The organism is Streptomyces subrutilus (genome assembly GCF_008704535.1).
In the GTDB taxonomy this organism is placed as follows: domain Bacteria; phylum Actinomycetota; class Actinomycetes; order Streptomycetales; family Streptomycetaceae; genus Streptomyces; species Streptomyces subrutilus.
Genome location: NZ_CP023701.1, coordinates 2,550,839 through 2,570,074 on the forward strand (window position 1 = coordinate 2,550,839; position 19,236 = coordinate 2,570,074).

At 69.9% G+C, this 19,236-nt stretch carries 18 protein-coding genes; 1 reads left to right on the plus strand and 17 read right to left on the minus strand.

Translation table 11 applies throughout. The features are described from left to right. Positions 1–109 precede the first annotated feature (109 nt). The 5 genes from CP968_RS10840 to CP968_RS10860 all read right to left on the minus strand — a co-directional run bounded on the left by CP968_RS10840 (position 110) and on the right by CP968_RS10860 (position 5,554). The gene (locus CP968_RS10840) at positions 110–805 is read right to left on the minus strand and encodes an AAA family ATPase (protein ID WP_150517816.1); all 696 of its coding nucleotides are present in this window, start codon (positions 803–805) and stop codon (positions 110–112) included. Positions 806–868: 63 nt separating this feature from the next. Further along, a complete protein-coding gene (locus tag CP968_RS10845) occupies positions 869–1,900 on the minus strand; it encodes an AvrD family protein (protein ID WP_150517817.1) in 1,032 nt (343 codons plus the stop codon). 69 nt (positions 1,901–1,969) lie between these two features. Further along, positions 1,970–3,424 carry an MFS transporter gene (locus tag CP968_RS10850; protein WP_150517818.1) on the minus strand — a complete coding sequence of 485 codons (1,455 nt, stop codon included), beginning with the start codon at positions 3,422–3,424 and terminating at the stop codon, positions 1,970–1,972. Between the two features lie 253 nt (positions 3,425–3,677). After that, positions 3,678–4,646: an MBL fold metallo-hydrolase gene (locus tag CP968_RS10855; RefSeq protein WP_150517819.1), complete on the minus strand. Its 969-nt coding sequence runs from the start codon at positions 4,644–4,646 to the stop codon at positions 3,678–3,680. A 62-nt stretch (positions 4,647–4,708) separates the two neighbouring features. Then, the gene (locus CP968_RS10860; RefSeq protein WP_150517820.1) at positions 4,709–5,554 is read right to left on the minus strand and encodes a helix-turn-helix domain-containing protein; all 846 of its coding nucleotides are present in this window, start codon (positions 5,552–5,554) and stop codon (positions 4,709–4,711) included. 246 nt (positions 5,555–5,800) lie between these two features. Here CP968_RS10860 and CP968_RS10865 point away from each other — a divergent pair, with 246 nt between their 5' ends. Next, positions 5,801–7,657 carry a glycoside hydrolase family 18 chitinase gene (locus CP968_RS10865; RefSeq protein ID WP_229886118.1) on the plus strand — a complete coding sequence of 619 codons (1,857 nt, stop codon included), beginning with the start codon at positions 5,801–5,803 and terminating at the stop codon, positions 7,655–7,657. A gap of 115 nt (positions 7,658–7,772) precedes the next feature. Here CP968_RS10865 and CP968_RS10870 read toward each other — a convergent pair whose 3' ends face one another. From CP968_RS10870 to CP968_RS10925, 12 genes are all read right to left on the minus strand, one after another. Then, positions 7,773–8,219, minus strand: a complete 447-nt coding sequence (locus CP968_RS10870; RefSeq protein WP_150517822.1) for a DUF2550 domain-containing protein — start codon at positions 8,217–8,219, stop codon at positions 7,773–7,775. A 164-nt stretch (positions 8,220–8,383) separates the two neighbouring features. Next, positions 8,384–8,755: a F0F1 ATP synthase subunit epsilon gene (locus CP968_RS10875; protein ID WP_030660309.1), complete on the minus strand. Its 372-nt coding sequence runs from the start codon at positions 8,753–8,755 to the stop codon at positions 8,384–8,386. Between the two features lie 140 nt (positions 8,756–8,895). After that, the gene (gene atpD, locus CP968_RS10880; protein ID WP_150517823.1) at positions 8,896–10,338 is read right to left on the minus strand and encodes a F0F1 ATP synthase subunit beta; all 1,443 of its coding nucleotides are present in this window, start codon (positions 10,336–10,338) and stop codon (positions 8,896–8,898) included. Continuing rightward, positions 10,338–11,255 (minus strand): F0F1 ATP synthase subunit gamma, encoded by a 918-nt coding sequence (locus CP968_RS10885; protein ID WP_150517824.1) that lies wholly within the window; start codon positions 11,253–11,255, stop codon positions 10,338–10,340. Before CP968_RS10885 ends, atpD begins: the two co-directional genes overlap by 1 nt. 20 nt (positions 11,256–11,275) lie before the next feature. Beyond that, the gene (atpA, locus tag CP968_RS10890) at positions 11,276–12,871 is read right to left on the minus strand and encodes a F0F1 ATP synthase subunit alpha (RefSeq protein WP_150517825.1); all 1,596 of its coding nucleotides are present in this window, start codon (positions 12,869–12,871) and stop codon (positions 11,276–11,278) included. 129 nt (positions 12,872–13,000) lie between these two features. Then, positions 13,001–13,816 (minus strand): F0F1 ATP synthase subunit delta, encoded by an 816-nt coding sequence (locus CP968_RS10895; RefSeq protein ID WP_150517826.1) that lies wholly within the window; start codon positions 13,814–13,816, stop codon positions 13,001–13,003. Next, positions 13,813–14,364, minus strand: a complete 552-nt coding sequence (locus CP968_RS10900) for a F0F1 ATP synthase subunit B (RefSeq protein WP_150517827.1) — start codon at positions 14,362–14,364, stop codon at positions 13,813–13,815. Before CP968_RS10900 ends, CP968_RS10895 begins: the two co-directional genes overlap by 4 nt. A gap of 42 nt (positions 14,365–14,406) precedes the next feature. After that, positions 14,407–14,637, minus strand: a complete 231-nt coding sequence (atpE, locus tag CP968_RS10905) for an ATP synthase F0 subunit C (RefSeq protein WP_030768902.1) — start codon at positions 14,635–14,637, stop codon at positions 14,407–14,409. A gap of 74 nt (positions 14,638–14,711) precedes the next feature. Further along, positions 14,712–15,548, minus strand: a complete 837-nt coding sequence (atpB, locus tag CP968_RS10910; protein ID WP_167536926.1) for a F0F1 ATP synthase subunit A — start codon at positions 15,546–15,548, stop codon at positions 14,712–14,714. Positions 15,549–15,758: 210 nt separating this feature from the next. Next, positions 15,759–16,196: a Cg1360 family ATP-synthase-associated protein gene (locus CP968_RS10915; protein ID WP_150517829.1), complete on the minus strand. Its 438-nt coding sequence runs from the start codon at positions 16,194–16,196 to the stop codon at positions 15,759–15,761. Positions 16,197–16,472: 276 nt separating this feature from the next. Next, a complete protein-coding gene (locus CP968_RS10920) occupies positions 16,473–17,816 on the minus strand; it encodes an MraY family glycosyltransferase (protein WP_189828867.1) in 1,344 nt (447 codons plus the stop codon). A 100-nt stretch (positions 17,817–17,916) separates the two neighbouring features. Continuing rightward, on the minus strand, positions 17,917–19,152 hold the full coding sequence (locus CP968_RS10925; protein WP_150517831.1) for a serine hydroxymethyltransferase: 1,236 nt from the start codon (positions 19,150–19,152) through the stop codon (positions 17,917–17,919). Positions 19,153–19,236: the final 84 nt, after the last annotated feature.

A 19,236-nucleotide genomic window follows, 5' to 3' on the forward strand; every position in this document is an offset into this window, starting at 1 on the left:
GCGGACGGGGCCGGGCAGCCGAGCGGCCGGGCATCCGGCCCCGTCCGCCGCTCTCGTGCTCCTCGGTGCCCCGTGGCGTCGGGGTTCCGGGGGCCTGGGCCTGTGGGGGTCAGGCCGCGACGCGGTCGACTTCGCTGGTGGTGTCGAGCTGCGCGTACTCCTGCTGCGCCCGCTCGATGGCCTCCTCGATGCTCACGACCGGGCGGATGCCGTAGATGTCGATGATCTTCTGGAGGCGCTCGGGGATGGTGCCGCCGACGCTGTGGTACGGGATGTTCAGCTCGTCGAGGGTCTTGAGCATCAGCTCGTCGGCGAGCGAGCGGAAGCGCTCGTTCACGGGCCGGTGGCCGTCCTGGACCAGCGGGAACTCGATGGGCAGGTGGACGAAGGAGTCGTAGGCCGCCTTGGCGTGCTGCTTGGCCGGGACGGCCATCTGCTCCAGCACCTTGCCGTAGAACCGGACTTCTTCGCCGACCTCGACGGTGTCCAGGTTCACGGAGTCGTTCGGGTTGATGCCGACGAGGACGCGGACGGTGCCGTAGGCCCACTCGTGCAGCGAGGAGCCGTCCGAGACGAAGCCGTGGGGCAGGTGCGACTCGTTGACCGCGCGCTCCTGGTTGCGGCGCATGATCAGCATGATCAGCTCGGCCGGGGTGCACTCCTCCAGCGTCTTGCCGGGGATGGAGATGGGCAGCAGCTCCCGCATGGTCTTCGCGGAGGACCGCGGCAGGCCCGTGAGGTGGGCGACGGCCATCGTGGTGAGGGTCTTGCCGACGGAGTAGGTGCCGGCGATGGCGAGCTTCATGGTGTTCCTCGTCTGGGTTCGGGGTGGAGCGGTGGAGTGGGGCGGAGCGGGGCGGGGGCGGTCTCAGGCGGGGAGGCGGTGGGCCACCGAGCAGACGACGCTGACGCCCGCGAGTTCCGCGGCGATGTCGGCCCGGCGCCAGGTCTCGCCGCGCCGGGTGGTGAGCCGGGTGGCGTCGCGCAGTTCCGCGGCGACCGGGTGGGGTCCGCCGTCCGGCGCCGCCGGCGGGCGGTGCGGGGAGGAGGCCTCCAGCAGGGTGGAGCGCATCCAGAGGGTGTCGGAGTCGGCGCGGCTCACCCCGTCCAGTTCGTAGAGCAGGACCTGGCCGAGCTGGAGGGCGACGACGAACGCGTCGATCAGGCCGGCGGACGGCTGGTGGCCGCCTTCGGTGCCGGAGCCCGGCGCCGCGGCCGCGTCCCACGCGGTCAGCCGGACCGCCGCGGTGGCGCGGCCCCGGCCGGGGGCGACCCGCACGTCCTCGACGCTCTGCCGGCGCTGCCGGTGGGCGGCGCCGAAGGGGCGGTCGGCCCGCCCCGCGTCGGGGGCCGGGGCGGGGGCCCGGCGCACGTCCGGGTGGTCGAGCTCCACCCGGACGGTCAGGGCGCCGACGACGGCGTCCACGAGGGACACGGTCCGGCCCGCGTCGGGCGAGGGCCGCTCGCCGGTGAGTGAGGCCGCCACCGGGACGGCGTCCAGGTCGTCCTCGACGGGCACCGCGCCGGCCTTGATGCGGACGCGGCGCAGCCAGGAGCCGCGGAAGTCCTCGTCGGTGAGGCCGCGGTGGCCTGCCAGCAGGGCTTCGGTGAGCTGGACGCCCAGGAGCAGGACGTCGATCGTGGACAGGTGGGGCTTCTGGTCGACGGCGCCCTTGCGGGACCAGTCGGCCGGGTAGGTGACCGCCGCGGTGCCGGTCACGGTGGGGGCGGCCCCGGTGGCGGCGTCCCGGCCGGAGGTGAGCGCGGCCGGGCGGTGGCGGGCCCGCTTGTAGCCCTCGCCGAAGAACCGGCGCTCGGGGGCGCCGAGGTAGTCCGAGACGTTGTCGAAGTGCAGCGGCTCGCGGGTGGTGCGGCTCTCGGCCGCGGCCGGGATCGCCATCGGGGTCGTTCCTTCCGTGTGTACCGTACGGATCGGGGCGGATCGGGACGGATCTGCGGGGGGCGGGGCCTACTTGGCGTCGACGAGCGGGCGCTCGTCGGCCGCCGGGGCCTGCCGCGGGGTGCTCGGGGCGGCCGCGGGCCTGTCGGTGCGCAGGAAGAGCGCGACCAGCAGGGCGCCGCCGAGGACGATCAGGCCGTCCACGAAGATGCCGAAGGTGGTGCCGGTCAGGACTCCGGCCACCGAGGCGACGCCGTCGGTGAGTCCGCCGTACTGCGAGGCGGCGACGGCGGACATGATCGGGATGCCGAGGGTGAAGCCGATCTGCTGGGTCATGGTGGCCAGACCGGTGGCCAGGCCCTGCTCGCTGTCGTCGATGCCGGAGGTGGCGGTGACGGAGTAGGCGACGATGGCGAGGACGTGGCCGAAGCCGCCCACGAAGGTGGTGACCAGGATGGCGACGATGCCCGCGGTCTTGTTCTCACCGAGCCAGAACAGCGCGCCCGTCATGACCGCCTGGATGACCAGGCCGAGGACGAGGGCGCCCTTGGCGCCGGTACGGGCGAGGATCTTCGAGGCGAAGGTGCCGCCGAGGAAGGCGCCGAGGCCGAGGAAGCCGAACATCAGGCCGGTCTGGAAGGCGCTGAGTTCGAGGACCTGCTGCATGTAGAGGGTGAGCAGGAAGGAGAGGGCCGACTCCATGGAGAAGGTGACCAGGCCGCCGAGGTTGCCCCACTTGACGGAGTTGGACTTGAGGATCGCCACGGGGGCGAGCGGGGCGTCGGACTTCAGCTCGATCAGGTAGAAGGCGACCAGCAGGACGGCGGCGAGGAGCAGGGTGCCCCAGGTCTGCGGCGCGGCCCAGCCGTTGCGCTCGATGCCGGTGATGCCGAAGACGAAGGCGAGCAGGCCCGCGGTGACCGTGACGGCACCGGGGACGTCCAGCTTGGGGCGTGAGTCGGAGACCGACTCGGAGATCACCACGATGCCGGCGACGAACAGCACGATGCCGACCGGGACGTTGATGAAGAAGTCCCAGCGCCAGGAGAGCAGGTCCGTGAGGACGCCGCCGAGAATGGCGCCGGAGGCGAATCCGAGGGAGAGCAGCGCTCCGTTGAGGCCGAGCGCCTTGGTGCGCAGCGGGCCCTCTTCGAAACTCGTGGTGATCAGTGCCATTCCGGACGGAGTGACGATGGCGGTGGCGAGGCCCTGGGCGATGCGGGCGGCCAGCATGATCTCGGGGCTGGTGGCGAGTCCGCCGATCAGGGACGAGACGGTCAGCAGGGCCATTCCGACGAGGAAGAGCTTCTTGCGGCCGACCATGTCACCGATGCGGCCGAAGAGGAGCATGAATCCGGCGGCGGTGAGGGCGAATGCGGAGACGACCCATTGGAGGCTGTCGAGTCCGAATCCGAGGTCCGCGCCGATCTCGGGGAGGGCGACGGTCAGAATGGAGAAGTCGACCGCGAACATGAACTGGGCGCCGAGCAGGACGAGGAGGATCGTCTTCTGCTTGCCCGTCATACGGAGTGAATCCGGGGAGGAAGTCTTGGACATGTGAAGAGCTTCGTACGCGGCAAGAAGATCAACCAGTGCGCGGGCAACATAGTGCCAGGACCAACAGGATGTGCGGGAAAAGCGTGCGCGGCCGTCCGCGGCGCCGGCCCCGCACACGCCGACGGCGGGCCTCCCGCACGGCCGTGGAAGCCGTGGGGAGGCCCGCCGTCGCGTGCGGAGCGGGAGCGTACCGGCGTCGCGGTACGGGGGCCTGCGGCCGTCAGGCCAGCGGCTCCCAGGTGTGGCCGCCGGTGTCCCGGTCCGCGCGGACGCGGCCGAAGAGGACGTCGGCGAAGTGCCCCGCGTAGACCAGGGTGCCCGCGGTGGCGGCGTCCCGGAGGAACGCGGTACGGGTCCGCACCGCGGTGGCCGCGTCGGCGTCGAAGAACACGGGCCATTCGGGGTGGGCGACCTGGAGCGGCGAGTGCAGCACGTCCCCGGCGACGACCAGCCGGTCGACCCGCTCCCCGCCGCCGTCCGCCCCGCCGTCCGCCCCGCCGTCCGCCCCGGCCGCGCCGTCTTCGGCGCCGACGGCCAGGACGTAGCCGGCGTGGCCCCCGGTGTGCCCGGGGCTCTCCCGCAGCGTGACCCCGGGGAAGACCTCCGTCCCGTCGGCGGCGGGACGGACCCGCTCGTGCAGCGCGGGCGGCACCTGGCCGGCCCCGCCGCCCCGCCATTCGGCCGTGGACAGGACGAAGGAGGCCGAGGAGAAGAGCGGCCCCCGGTCCGTTCCGAGGAAGGCCCAGCCGACGTGGTCGTCGTGGAGGTGGGTGAAGGCGATGGTGTCGATCCCGCCGGGCGCGAGGCCCGCCTCGGTGAGGGAGGCGAGCAGCCCGCCGCCCTCCAGCGTGCCGAGCGCGGGGTGCGTGCGGTCGGCCGTCAGCCGGCGCGGGCCGTAGCCGGTGTCGATGAGCAGGGCCCGGTCCCGGTACTCCACCAGCAGGCCGCCGATGGCCCCGACCAGGCAGTCGTCGGCGTCGAGGTGGTCCGGGAAGGCGGCCGTGTCGGCCGCCGTCAGGCCGGGGAACCAGCCGGTCGGGCGGAGCTGCACGAGGCCGTCGGGCAGGTGGGTGACCCGGTACTCGCCGAACGTGTGGGTGCGCAGCGGGGCGGGCCGGGTGAGCCGCCGCGCGGCGGTCGCCGCGGCGGGTCCGGTGGAGGTGGCCGGTTCGGTCGGTGCCGGGGGCATGGGGGTGCTCTTTTCGCTGGTTCGTCGCCGCGCGGCCGGGCCCGGCCGCGCGGACGGGGGTCCTACGCCGCCCGCCGGTGGCCGAGCGTCCGGGGCTCGGCCGCGAGCTTCTCGATCGACTGCTGTCCGCTCGTGCCGGGGACCGGGAAGAAGACGGTGAGCCGCAGGCCCATGCGCACGGTGAAGTCGAGGGTGGTGCGCTTGAGGGAGATCGACCCGGTCAGCGGGTGGTGCAGGATGTCCACCCCGCAGGCGTCCTCCTGGACGTCCAGGGCGATCCAGTGGTGCGCGAATTCGGGGCTCTCGGCGCACAGCCGGTCTATTTGCGCGGCGAGCAGCGGATCTCCCGGATAACGGGCCGCGTGAGACCGGAAGCGGGCGACCACGGTGGGTGCTTCCTGTTCCCAGGAGGGATAGGAGGCGCGGGTTCCGGGGTGGGTGAAGAAATCCCGGAGGATGTTGCCGGTGCCGCCGTCCATCGCGAGGAGTTCACGGGCCGAGCGGTTCGCGACCGTCACGTTCCACACGCGGTCGGTGATGTACGCCGGATTGGGCGACCAATTGTCCACGTAGGGCTGGAGGACCGCGGCGTCGGGCTTGCTCGGGGCGGCGCTCTGATCGGGTGTGAGATCGGCCAGTCGCCACACGTACTGACGCTGTGTGTAATCCAGGTTGAGCACGCGGGATATCGAACCCAGCACTTCCGCGGACACGTTCTCCGCGCGTCCCTGTTCGATCCACGTGTACCAGGAGACGCCCACTCCGGCGAGCAGGGCGACTTCCTCGCGGCGCAGTCCCGGTGTTCTCCTGAAACCGACGAGGGGAAGGCCGACTTCGGACGGGGTGATCTCGCCGCGGCGTGCGATGAGGAACTTTCCCAGTTCCTTCAATTGCTGGGTCTTGGACATGGTTTCTGCTGCTCCCCCGAGATGGCGATTGGTGCGGTCACGCTACCGAGGCCCCGCACCCGCCGCCCGCGCCGGACGGATCACTCTGTCAGGTCTGGACCTCTTGACGGTTGGTCCAGACCTTTCTACGCTCACCGGAACACTGTGGTGAGCGTGCCATGACAAAGCGTGCTCACGGGCGGCGCAGGTCCCACCCCCATGTCGATGCCGGCCCCACGGCACCGACGGACCTACGGAGGAACACCCTTGAGCACAGCATCTCCACCCCGCACCAGGCGCACCAGGTTCTTCACCCGGGTCGCGGCGATCGTGGCCGCGCTCGCCGTGCCCGTCACCGGGCTCGTCGTCCTGGCCGGCCCCGCGCAGGCCGCCACGTCCGCGACCGCGACGTTCACCAAGGCATCCGACTGGGGCTCCGGCTTCGAGGGCAAGTGGACGGTGAAGAACACCGGCACCACCACCCTCACCAGCTGGACCGTGGAGTGGGACTACCCGGCCGGCACCTCCGTGACCTCCGCCTGGGACGCCACCGTCACCGGCTCGGGCACGCACTGGACGGGCAAGAACCTCGGCTGGAACGGCACCCTCTCCCCCGGTGCCAGCATCAGCTTCGGCTTCAACGGAGCCGGCACCGGCGCCCCCTCGGGCTGCAAGATCAACGGCGCCGCCTGTGACGGCACCACCCAGCCCGGCGACAACGCACCTTCCGCGCCCGGCACCCCCACCGCCTCCAACGTCACCGAGACCTCGCTGACCCTCGCCTGGTCCGCGGCCACCGACGACAAGGGCATCAAGAACTACGACGTGTACCGCGGCGGCACCAAGATCGCCACGGTCACCGGCACCACGTACGCCGACACCGGCCTGACCAAGGGCACGGCGTACGGCTACTCGGTGATCGCCCGCGACACCGCCGACCAGACCGGCCCGACCTCCGGCACCCTGTCGGTCACCACCCCCGGCGGCGGTGGCGGCAACCCGGACCCGGGCGCCAAGGTCAAGCTCGGCTACTTCACCAACTGGGGCGTCTACCAGCGCAACTACCACGTGAAGAACCTGGTCACCTCGGGCACCGCCGCGAAGATCACCCACATCAACTACGCCTTCGGCAACGTCCAGGGCGGCAAGTGCACCATCGGTGACTCCTACGCGGACTACGACAAGGCCTACACCGCCGACCAGAGCGTCGACGGCAAGGCCGACACCTGGGACCAGCCGCTGCGCGGCAACTTCAACCAGCTGCGCAAGCTGAAGGCCCAGTACCCGAACATCAAGATCCTGTGGTCCTTCGGCGGCTGGACCTGGTCCGGCGGCTTCGGCCAGGCCGCCGCCAACCCGGCCGCCTTCGCCCAGTCCTGCTACGACCTGGTGGAGGACCCGCGCTGGGCCGACGTCTTCGACGGCATCGACCTGGACTGGGAGTACCCGAACGCCTGCGGCCTGACCTGCGACACCAGCGGCGCGGCCTCCCTGAAGAACCTCATGCAGGCCGTCCGCGGCAAGTTCGGCTCGAACAACCTGGTCACGGCGGCCATCTCGGCCGACGGCGCCAACGGCGGCAAGCTGGACGCGGCCGACTACGGCGGCGCGGCCCAGTACGTCGACTTCTACAACGTGATGACCTACGACTTCTTCGGCGCCTGGGCGGCGCAGGGCCCGACGGCCCCGCACTCCCCGCTCACCGCCTACCCCGGCATCCCCCAGGACGGCTTCAACTCCGAGGCCGCCATCACCAAGCTCAAGGGCAAGGGCATCCCCGGCTCCAAGCTGAACCTCGGCATCGGCTTCTACGGCCGCGGCTGGACCGGCGTCACCCAGGCGACCCCCGGCGGCACCGCCACCGGACCGGCCCCGGGCACGTACGAGCCCGGCATCGAGGACTACAAGGTGCTCAAGGCCAGCTGCCCGTCCACCGGCACCATCGCCGGCACCGCCTACGCCAAGTGCGGCAGCAACTGGTGGAGCTACGACACCCCGGCCACGGTCGTCTCGAAGATGGCCTGGGCCAAGAGCCAGGGCCTCAAGGGCGCCTTCTTCTGGGAGTTCAGCGGCGACACCACCAACGGTGAGCTCGCCAACGCCATCCACACCGGGCTCCAGTAACCCCCACTGAACGGAGCCGGTGACAGACGAAGCCGGGGAGACGGGTCCGCCCCCGTCTCCCCGGCTTCTTCACGTGGCCGCTCCGCCGCCCGGTCCGGGCGGCGGGGCGGCCGCGTCAGGCCACGTTCACCCGTTGCCCGGGCGGCGCCGCCTCCAGCCAGGCCAGGAAGCCGGTCAGTGCGTCCTCGCTCATCGCCAGCTCCAGGCGCGTCCCCCGGTGGAGGGCTCCGAGCACGATCGCGTCGGACAGCAGCGCCAGCTCCTCCTCGCCGTCGGGGGCGCGGCGGGAGACCACCTCGATGGAGGAACGCTCCAGCAGCCGGCGCGGCCGAGGCGCGTAGCTGAACACCCGGAACCACTCGATCCGGTCACCGCTGTAGCGCGCCACCCCGTACACCCAGCCCTTGCCGGAGCTGTCGGGCTCGTCGGGCACGCCCCAGCGCATACTGCAGTCGAAGGTGCCGCCGGACCGCTGGATCAGCCTCCGGCGCAGCCCGAAGACAAACAGCCCGATCACCACCAGGGCTACGACCAGGCCGCTCACAAGCAGAGCGAGGAGCATCTTCACCGACCTCCTCGCTCATCGAATCCCGCATGAGAAAAAACGGACCTGCATCGCCTCAGCCGCGACCCGGTCTGGAAAATTCCAGAACGGACCGCGGCTGAGGTCTGCCGTGCCCCGGAAGTCGCCCTCCGGAGCTCAGCGGTTGGTACTCCGACGGGTGTTCAGCCCGTTACGGCGCGCAGCCGGACATCAGCGCGACGCTCGGCGGCCGCGTCGGCCTCCGACTTCGCGCGCTCCAGTGCCCGCTCCGCACGCTGGACGTCGATCTCGTCCGCGAGCTCGGCGATCTCGGCCAGCAGGGACAGCTTGTTGTCCGCGAACGAGATGAAACCGCCGTGCACCGCCGCGATGACCGTGTTGCCCTCGCTGGTGCGGATGGTCACAGGGCCCGATTCCAGCACACCGAGAAGCGGCTGGTGACCGGGCATGACGCCGATGTCGCCGGACGTGGTGCGGGCGACAACAAGGGTGGCCTCGCCGGACCAGACATTGCGGTCCGCCGCGACCAGCTCGACGTGCAGCTCAGCAGCCAAGGTGGCTCCTCGGGTCACCACCCGGCGGGTCGGCCGGGTGTTGGGTCAAATTCTAATGGGCGTGGGGAGAGGGACGGGACACACCCGCCCCTCTCCGGAAAACCTGCGAACCGGATGCGCCCCTCGCGGAGCGCGCCGGATCAGGAGACGCCCAGCTCCTTGGCGTTCGCCTTCAGGTCCTCGATGCCACCGCACAGGAAGAACGCCTGCTCGGGGAAGTGGTCGTAGTCACCGTCGCAGATCGCGTTGAACGCGGTGATCGACTCCTCCAGCGGCACGTCCGAACCGTCCACGCCGGTGAACTGCTTCGCCACGTGGGTGTTCTGCGACAGGAACCGCTCGACGCGACGGGCGCGGTGGACGACCAGCTTGTCCTCTTCGCCCAGCTCGTCGATACCGAGGATCGCGATGATGTCCTGGAGGTCCTTGTACTTCTGCAGGATCCCCTTGACGCGCATCGCGGTGGCGTAGTGGTCCGCCGCGATGTACCGCGGGTCGAGGATGCGGGACGTCGAGTCCAGCGGGTCCACGGCCGGGTAGATGCCCTTCTCGGAGATCGGACGGGAGAGAACCGTCGTCGCGTCGAGGTGGGCGAAGGTGGTCGCCGGCGCCGGGTCGGTCAGGTCGTCCGCGGGGACGTAGATCGCCTGCATCGAGGTGATCGAGTGACCACGGGTCGAGGTGATGCGCTCCTGGAGGAGACCCATCTCGTCGGCCAGGTTCGGCTGGTAACCCACCGCGGAGGGCATGCGGCCGAGCAGGGTCGACACCTCGGAACCCGCCTGGGTGTACCGGAAGATGTTGTCGATGAAGAACAGCACGTCCTGCTTCTGCACATCGCGGAAGTACTCCGCCATGGTCAGACCGGCCAGGGCGACGCGCAGACGGGTGCCCGGGGGCTCGTCCATCTGGCCGAAGACGAGCGCCGTCTTGTCGATGACGCCGGAGTCGGCCATCTCCTCGATGAGGTCGTTGCCCTCACGGGTACGCTCACCGACGCCCGCGAAGACCGACACACCATCGTGGTTGTTGGCGACGCGGTAGATCATTTCCTGGATCAGAACGGTCTTGCCGACACCGGCACCACCGAACAGACCGATCTTTCCACCCTTGACGTACGGGGTGAGGAGGTCGATGACCTTGACGCCGGTCTCGAACATCTCGGTCTTCGACTCGAGCTCGTCGAAGCGGGGCGCCTTGCGGTGGATCGGCCAGCGCTCGGTGACGTTGGCGTTCTCCTCCGGGTAGTTCAGCACCTCGCCCAGGGTGTTGAACACCTTGCCCTTGGTGAAGTCGCCGACCGGGACGGTGATGCCCTCGCCCGTGTCGGTCACCGGGGCCTGGCGGACCAGACCGTCGGTGGGCTGCATGGAGATGGTGCGGACCACGCCGTCGCCCAGGTGCTGGGCGACTTCCAGGGTCAGCGTCTTGAGCGCGCCGTCCTGGGCCGGGTCGGCGACCTGGACCTTCAGCGCGTTGTAGATCTCGGGCATGGCGTCGACGGGGAACTCCACGTCGACGACCGGGCCGATGACCCGGGCGACGCGGCCCGTGGCGGCGGCCGTCTCAACAGTGGTCGTCATTACTTGTCACTCCCCGCGGTCGCGTCAGCCATGGCGCTCGCGCCACCGACGATCTCGCTGATTTCCTGGGTGATTTCGGCCTGGCGGGCCGCGTTGGCAAGCCGGGAGAGGCTCTTGATGAGGTCCCCGGCGTTGTCGGTGGCCGACTTCATCGCACGACGGCGGGCGGCGTGCTCGGAAGCGGCCGACTGCAGCAGTGCGTTGTAGATGCGGCTCTCGACGTAGCGCGGCAGGAGGGCGTCGAGGACGTCCTCCGCCGACGGCTCGAATTCGAACAGCGGAAGGATCTCGCCCTTCGCACCGGTCTCCTCCGCGGCCTGGTCGAGGCTGAGCGGCAGCATCCGGCCGTCGACCGCGTTCTGCGTCATCATCGACACGAATTCCGTGAAGACGATGTGCAGCTCGTCGACGCCGCCCTCGGCCGTCTCCGTCTGGATGGCCTCGATCAGCGGCCCCGCGACGCGCTTGGCGTCGGCGTAGGCCGGGCTGTCGGTGAAGCCGGTCCAGGAGTCCGCGACCTTGCGCTCGCGGAAGCCGAAGTAGGCCAGACCCTTGCGGCCGACGATGTACGTGTCGACCTCCTTGCCCTCGCCGCGGAGCCGCTCGGTGAGCCGCTCCGCCTGCTTGATGGCGTTGGCGGAGTAGCCGCCGGCCAGACCGCGGTCGCTCGTGACGAGCAGGACCGCGGCGCGCACCGGCGCCTCGACCTCGGTGGTCAGGGCGTGCTTGGTGTTCGAGCCCGTCGCCACCGCGGTCACCGCACGGGTGAGCTCGGTCGCGTACGGCATCGATGCCGCCACCTTGCGCTGCGCCTTGACGATGCGCGAGGCGGCGATCATCTCCATCGCCTTGGTGATCTTCTTGGTCGCCGTGACGGCACGGATGCGACGCTTGTAGACCCGGAGCTGCGCTCCCATGAGTCAGGTCCCTTCCGTCGTCACTTGGAGACGTTGACGGCCGGCGCGTCCTCGCCGAGGAGCTTGCCGTCCGAGGTCTCGAACTGCCGCTTGAAGCCGGCGATGGCGTCCGCGATGGAGGACAGGGTGTCGTCCGACATCTTGCCGCCGTCGGCGATGGAGGTGAGGAGGTCCTTGCGCTCGCGGCGCAGGTGCTCCAGCAGCTCCGACTCGAAGCGACGGATGTCGGCGACCGGAACGTCGTCCATCTTGCCGGTGGTGCCGGCCCAGACGGAGACGACCTGCTCCTCGACGGGCATGGGCTGGTACTGGCCCTGCTTGAGCAGCTCGACCAGGCGCTTGCCGCGCTCCAGCGAGGCCTTCGACGCGGCGTCCAGGTCGGAACCGAAGGCGGCGAACGCCTCCAGCTCGCGGTACTGGGCGAGGTCCAGGCGCAGACGGCCGGAGACCTGCTTCATGGCCTTGTGCTGGGCGGAGCCACCGACGCGGGAGACCGAGATGCCGACGTTCAGCGCCGGGCGCTGGCCCGCGTTGAACAGGTCGGACTCCAGGAAGCACTGGCCGTCGGTGATGGAGATGACGTTGGTCGGGATGAACGCCGACACGTCGTTCGCCTTGGTCTCGACGATCGGCAGACCGGTCATCGAACCGGCACCCATGTCGTCGGAGAGCTTCGCGCAGCGCTCCAGCAGACGGGAGTGCAGGTAGAAGACGTCGCCCGGGTAGGCCTCGCGGCCCGGCGGGCGGCGCAGCAGCAGCGACACGGCGCGGTAGGCGTCGGCCTGCTTCGACAGGTCGTCGAAGATGATCAGGACGTGCTTGCCGGCGTACATCCAGTGCTGGCCGATGGCGGAGCCGGTGTACGGCGCCAGGTACTTGAAGCCGGCCGGGTCGGACGCCGGGGCGGCGACGATCGTCGTGTACTCGAGCGCGCCGGCGTCTTCCAGGGCGCCGCGAACGGACGCGATGGTCGAGCCCTTCTGGCCGATGGCGACGTAGATGCAGCGGACCTGCTTGTTCACGTCGCCAGAGCGCCAGTTGTCGCGCTGGTTGATGATCGTGTCGACGGCCAGGGCGGTCTTGCCGGTCTGGCGGTCGCCGATGATCAGCTGACGCTGACCGCGGCCGACGGGCACCATCGCGTCGATCGCCTTGTAGCCGGTCTGCATGGGCTCGTGGACCGACTTGCGGACCATGACGCCCGGGGCCTGCAGTTCGAGGGCGCGGCGGCCTTCGGTCGCGATCTCGCCGAGACCGTCGATCGGGTTGCCGAGCGGGTCGACGACGCGGCCGAGGTAGCCCTCGCCGACGCCGACCGAGAGCACCTCACCGGTGCGCTGCACCGGCTGGCCCTCCTCGATCCCGTTGAACTCGCCGAGGACGACCGCACCGATCTCGCGCTCGTCGAGGTTGAGGGCGAGACCGAGGGTGCCGTCCTCGAACTTCAGCAGCTCGTTCGCCATGGCGGAGGGCAGGCCCTCCACCTTCGCGATGCCGTCGCCGGCAACGCTGACCGTTCCGACCTCCTCGCGCGAGGCCGCGTCCGGCTGGTACGACTGGACAAAGTTCTCCAGTGCGTCCCGGATCTCCTCCGGCCGGATCGTGAGCTCCGCCATCTGGGTTCCCTGCTCTCCTTGTTGGGCCTGAAGCTTCTTAGGGGTCTGGGGGCGACCCCCAGGAATCTTCTGCAAGTTCTGCACGGCCCAACCGGGCCGCTAGGAATGCGTTGTTCTATTGGTGGCTGGTCAGCCGGCCATGCGGCGGGACGCCTCGGCGAGGCGGTCCGCGATGGTGCCGTCGATGACCTCGTCGCCGACGCGCACCGAGATCCCGCCGAGGACCTCGGGGTCCACGTCCAGGTTCAGGTGCATCGCGCGGCCGTACAGCGTGGCCAGTACCGCACCGAGACGCTGCTTCTGCACGTCGCTGAGCGGAACCGCGCTGGTCACGGTGGCGACCATGCGGTCACGGCGCTCGGCGGCGAGCTTGGACAGGGACTCCAGTCCCGCTTCCAGGCTACGTCCACGCGGGTGCGTGACAAGACGGATGACGAGACGCTCGGTGACCGGGTTCACCTTGCCGCCGAGCAGGCTGCGCAGCAGCTGGCTCTTGGCGGCGGCGGTGGCCGCACGGTCGGTGAGCGCGGCGCGCAGCTCGGTGCTGGAAGAGACGATCCGGCCGAAGCGGAAGACCTCGTCCTCGACGTTGTCCAGCGCGGCACCCTGCTGGGCGGCCGTGAGGTCGGCGGTGGCCGCCAGCGCCTCCAGCGCGTCCACCAGGTCGCGGGACTGCGACCAGCGGGACCGGACCATGCCGGACACCAGGTCGAGGGTCTCCCCGCCGACCTGTCCGTTCAGCAGGCGCCCGGCCAGCTCGGCCTTGGCCTCGCCGGACTGCGCCGGGTCCGTGATGACCCGACGCAGCGAGACCTCACGGTCGAGCAGCGCGGTGACGGCAGCCAGCTCACCGGCGAGCTTCGACGCGTCGACGGACGTGTTGTCCGTCAGTGCGTCGAGGCGCTCGCGCGCGGAGGCCAGTGCCTCGCGGCTCGCTCCGTTCATCGGGCGGCCCCGTTCGACGCCGCCTTCTCCTCAAGTTCGCCGAGGAAGCGGTCGATCGTGCGGCTCTGCCGGGCGTGGTCCTCCAGGGACTCGCCGACGAGCTTTCCGGCCAGGTCGGTGGCGAGCTTGCCCACGTCCTGACGCAGTGCGTGCGAGGCGGCCTTGCGGTCGGCCTCGATCTGGGCGTGGCCGGCAGCGATGATCTCCTCACGCTGCCGCTGGCCCTCTGCGCGCAGTTCTTCCTTGAGCGCAGTGCCCTGCTCCAGCGCTTCCTGGCGCAGGCGCGCGGCCTCGTGCCGGGCCTCGGCGAGCTGGGCCTTGTACTGCTCCAGCACGCTCTGGGCCTCGGTCTGAGCGGCCTCAGCCTTCTCGATACCGCCTTCGATGGCCTCGCGGCGCTCGTCCAGAACCTTGTTGATGTTCGGGAGGAGCTTCTTCGCGAGGAAGCCGAAGACGATGACGAAGGCGATCAGACCGATGACGAGCTCGGGGATCGGCGGAATGAGGGGGTTTTCCCCACCCTCAGCCGCGAGAACCAGGAGGTTCACTTCAGTGCCTTTCGTCTAGTGGACTGGTCGTGAATCCGAAGATCACGGGCCGTAGACGAACGGCATGACCAGACCGATGAGGGCGAGCGCCTCACAGAAGGCGAAGCCGAGGATCTGGTTGGCGCGGATCAGACCGGCCGCCTCGGGCTGACGAGCGAGAGCCTGGGTGCCGTTACCGAAGATGATGCCGACGCCGACGCCGGGGCCGATGGCCGCAAGGCCGTAACCGATGGAGCCGAGGGAGCCGGTGACGGCAGCAAGGGTCTGGGACATGCCAGTTCTTCCTTCTCTTTCACGGACCGGTGGGGGTTGGCCACCGGACGAATAAGGGACTCAGGGGCGAGTGGTCAGTGGTGCTCGGCGAGCGCGCCCTGAATGAAGCTGCAGGCCAGGAGGACGAAGACGTACGCCTGGACCGCCTGGATGAAGAGCTCGAAAGCGGTCATCACCAGGACCATGACGAACGAGACGCCGGCGTAGGCGATCCCGATGCCGTTCAGCAGGTACCAGCTGGCGATCGTGAAGAGCAGCAGCAGGGTGTGACCGGCGAACATGTTCGCGAACAGTCGGACCGCGTGGGTGAACGGGCGGACCAGGACGTTCGAGAAGAACTCGATGACCATGACCATCGGCAGGACCGCGCCGAGCGACTTGTCGTAGCCCGTCAGGTTCTTGAAGCCGCCGACGAAGCCGTGACGCTTGAACGTCACGCTCATCCAGATCACGTACACGATCGCCGCGAGGGCGGCGGGGTACGAGATGATCGACGTCACCGGGAACTGGGCCAGCGGGACGATCGACCAGACGTTCAGGATCCAGACGAAGAAGAACAGCGAGACCATCAGGGGGACGTACTTCTCGCCCTCCTTCTTGCCCAGCGTCTCGTACACGATGCCGCGGCGCACGAAGTCGTAACCGGCTTCGGCGACCATCTGCAGCTTGCCCGGGACGACCTTCGGCTTGCGGAAGGCCAGCCAGAAGAAGCCGACGATGACGACCGTGCCGAGCAGGGCCAGCAGCATCGTCTTGTTGAAGTAGGTGTTGCTGTCCCCGTCGCCGAAGATCGGCTGGAACAGGAACGAGTGCAGGCCGGGAGCCGGGAAGCCACAACCGTCGAAGATGTGGCAGTCGGTCTCGAAGGCGAGCACCGTCGTCGGGTCAGCACTCACCGCGGGCTCCTTCAGCGTGGCGCATAGGTACGGCAACCTCGTTGTGTCGGCGCGGCGCACAGCCGCTGTTCGGCACTGGACTGGTGTTACGGATGTGGGGGCGACGGTCAGGCATTGAGCCTCGCGTTGGAACAGGCGTCAGCTCAGATGCCCGCGCCCGCAGCGCCGCAGATGGCACTGGACGATAGCAGCATCCCAACCACGCACTTATGCCGCCCCTACCCCTCACGACGTCGGTCCCGATTTGTCGGGCGTATCGCCCTTCACCGGGTCCGGTTCGACGTAGAGGATCTTGGCCTTCATGTGAGCACGCGCCTGCGCGGCGATCCACACCAGGGTGGTGGCCACGAGCGTGATGGCGAAGGCCTTGGGGTTGAACAGCGTCGTGTTCTTGAACGTTGCGACAAAGACGAAGAGCAGCAGGATCTGGGCCGTGTAGAGCATGAGCCCCATGGCCTGGAACAGGTGCGGCAACGATTTCGCAGTGCGCTGCAGAACGACGAATCCGATGCCCATGAAGAGGATCACGACCAGCGTCGCGACGACGGATCCGAGAGCGCCCTTGCCGCCGGCGACCAACGCGCTGACGACGGCTGCGATAGCGCCGGCGGCAGCGGTGGGTACAGCGGCTTGCAGGAGGGATCGGACGTCATCTGACCGCATGGCGGTTTGCTCCGCTTGGTGGTGTGGGGGCAAGGGACTCGTACGGGACGAGCGTAAGCCCGGTCCGAGTGAGGACCTCGGGCCAATGGACCGTCGCACTACGGTCCTTCGGCTCTGTCGCCGGGTTTAGTGAACGGTATCACAAAGTATTTGATGAGAGCTTTACCCGTAGGGTGTGCTCACTGTCACACATGAGAGTGACCCTGCGCGTGTGTGCGCGACAGCCAACTGGCTTGTCTGGTAAAGGGCATCCATGTCCGACATGCCCTCCACCGGTCAGCGCGTGGATTCAGCCTTACGCCGGTCGGGGAAGCGCGAACGGGGGCCTACGGCAGTCGCTCCGTTGACGCCGGACACTCCCGCCGCGATCGGCCTCGCGAACTCCGGCTCGCGCCCCGTGGTCTCCAGGGCGGCCGCCTCCGCCGCGGCGGCGGCCCGTTCCGCGTGCCGGTAGCGCGGCGGGACGAGACCCTCCGCCCAGTGCGGGGCGCGCGGCGTGAAGCGCGGCAGCAGGAGCAGGATCAGGCCGAGGGCGCTCAGGGCGGCGATGGCCAGCACGATCCACATCGAGGCGGAGTGCACCGAGTACGCGACCGCCCCGAAGGCGATCAGCCCCGACCAGAAGTACATGATCAGCACCGCGCGGCTGTGCGAGTGCCCGAGCTCCAGCAGCCGGTGGTGGAGGTGTCCGCGGTCGGCAGCGAAGGGCGACTGGCCGTTCCAGGTGCGCCGCACGATGGCCAGGATCAGGTCGGCCATCGGGATCGCGATGATGGTCAGCGGCAGCAGCAGCGGGATGAAGACGGGCAGCATCGCGTGCGTCGCGTTGCGCTCGCCGCCCGCGAACAGGGCCATCGCGTCCGGGTCCACCTGGCCGGTGATCGAGATCGCGGAGGCGGCCAGCACCAGGCCGATGAGCATCGATCCGGAGTCGCCCATGAAGATGCGGGCGGGGTGCATGTTGTGCGGCAGGAAGCCCAGGCACATGCCCATCAGGATCGCGGCGAAGAGGGTCGCGGGGGCCGCGGCCTCGATGCCGTACCCGAACCAGATCCGGTACGCGTAGAGGAAGAGCGCGGCGGCGGCGATGCACACCATGCCGGCGGCCAGGCCGTCGAGGCCGTCCACGAAGTTCACCGCGTTGATGGTGATCACCACGAGGGCCACGGTGAGCAGGTTGCCCTGCCACTGGGTGAGCGGGACCGTCCCGATCCACGGAACGGGGATCCACAGGATGGTCAGGCCCTGCATGACCATCACGCCCGCGGAGATCATCTGGGCGCCGAGCTTGATCAGCGCGTCCAGCTCGAACTTGTCGTCGAGCACGCCGACCAGCCAGATCAGGGCCGCTCCGGAGAGCAGGGCCCGCGGCTCGTTCGACAGCTCGAAGACGCCGTTGAGGTTGTGCAGGTGGTCCGCGACCAGCAGTCCCGCGCACAGTCCGCCGAACATGGCGATGCCGCCCAGCCGCGGCGTGGGCTCGCGGTGCACGTCGCGGGCGCGGATCTCCGGCATGGCCCCGGCCGCGATCGCGAACTTCCGCACGGGCCCGGTCAGCAGGTAGGTCACCGCGACCGTGACGCAAAGCGTCAGCAGATATTCACGCACGGGCTGCCCCAGATGTATCGCCGGCCATCTCAGCCCCACACATTAGCTGCGATGTCCCCCCTGCCTAGGACGCGAGGTGGCCGTATTCCGGTTGCGGTACACCCCTCTTGCCCTATTGATCCCCGTACGGGGGAAATCCCCGTCCCAGTTCGTTGACCTCCGCGCGGGTCTTCGCGGCTTCCCCGCGCAGGGCGTCGGCGAACAGGGCCGCGATCCGGAGCATCTGCGCCTCCCCCATTCCCTGGGTGGTCACCGCGGCCGTGCCGAGCCGGATGCCGCGCTGGTCCCCGTACGGGAGGGCGCAGGTCTCCAGCACGATCCCCGCCGCCGCCAGCCGGCCGCGGGCGGTCGGGCCGTCGACGCCCAGCGCCGCGGGGTCTGCGGTGATCAGGTGGGTGTCGGTCCCGCCGGTGGTGATCGCGAAGCCGTGGTCCGCGAGGGCGTCGGCCAGCGTCCGCGCGTTGCCGACGACCCGGTGGGCGTATCCGCTGAAGGCCGGTCCGGCGGCCTCGCCGAAGGCCACGGCCTTGGCCGCGATGGTGTGCATCTGGGCGCCGCCCTGGGTGAAGGGGAACACCGCCCGGTCGATGCGCTCGGCGAACTCGGCGCCGCACAGGATCATGCCGCCGCGCGGTCCGCGCAGCACCTTGTGCGTGGTCGCGCACACGACGTCGGCGTAGGGGACGGGGCTGGGGGCGGCCCCGCCGGCCACCAGCCCGATGGGGTGGGCGGCGTCGGCGATCAGGAAGGCCCCGACCTCGTCGGCGATCTCCCGGAAGGCCGAGTACTCGGGGTGGCGGGGCGCGGAGATCGATCCGCAGACGATGGCCTTGGGCCGGTGCTCGCGGGCCAGCCGCTGCACCTGCCCGTAGTCGACGAGCCCGGTCGCGGGGTCCACCCCGTACCCGACGAAGTCGAACCAGCGCCCGGAGAAGTTGGCCGGCGACCCGTGGGTGAGGTGCCCGCCGTACGGGAGCCCCATGGCCAGCACCGTGTCCCCGGGCCGCAGCAGCGCGGCGTAGGCGGCGAGCACCGCGGAGGAGCCGGAGTGGGCCTGCACGTTGGCGTGCTCGGCGCCGAACAGCGCCCGCGCCCGCTCCACGGCGACCCGCTCGGCGAGATCGGCGTACTCGCACCCGCCGTGGTGGCGGGCGCCCGGGTAGCCCTCGGCGTACTTGTTGGCGAGCGCCGACCCGAGGGCGGCGAGGACGGCGGGGGAGGTGAAGTTCTCGGCGGCGCTGAGCTGGAGCGTGGTCGCCTGGCGCTGCCGCTCGCCGTCGAGGATGTCGGCGAGCTGCGGGTCCTGCCGTCGCAGGAGGTCCGTCGGCTGCTCGGTGGTGACGCTCATGGCACGACTCCCCGCGCGGTGGGTGTACCGGGTAGGCCCACGATATTCCCGCCGCCGGTTTCCCGCCGCCCGGGGACGCGTACG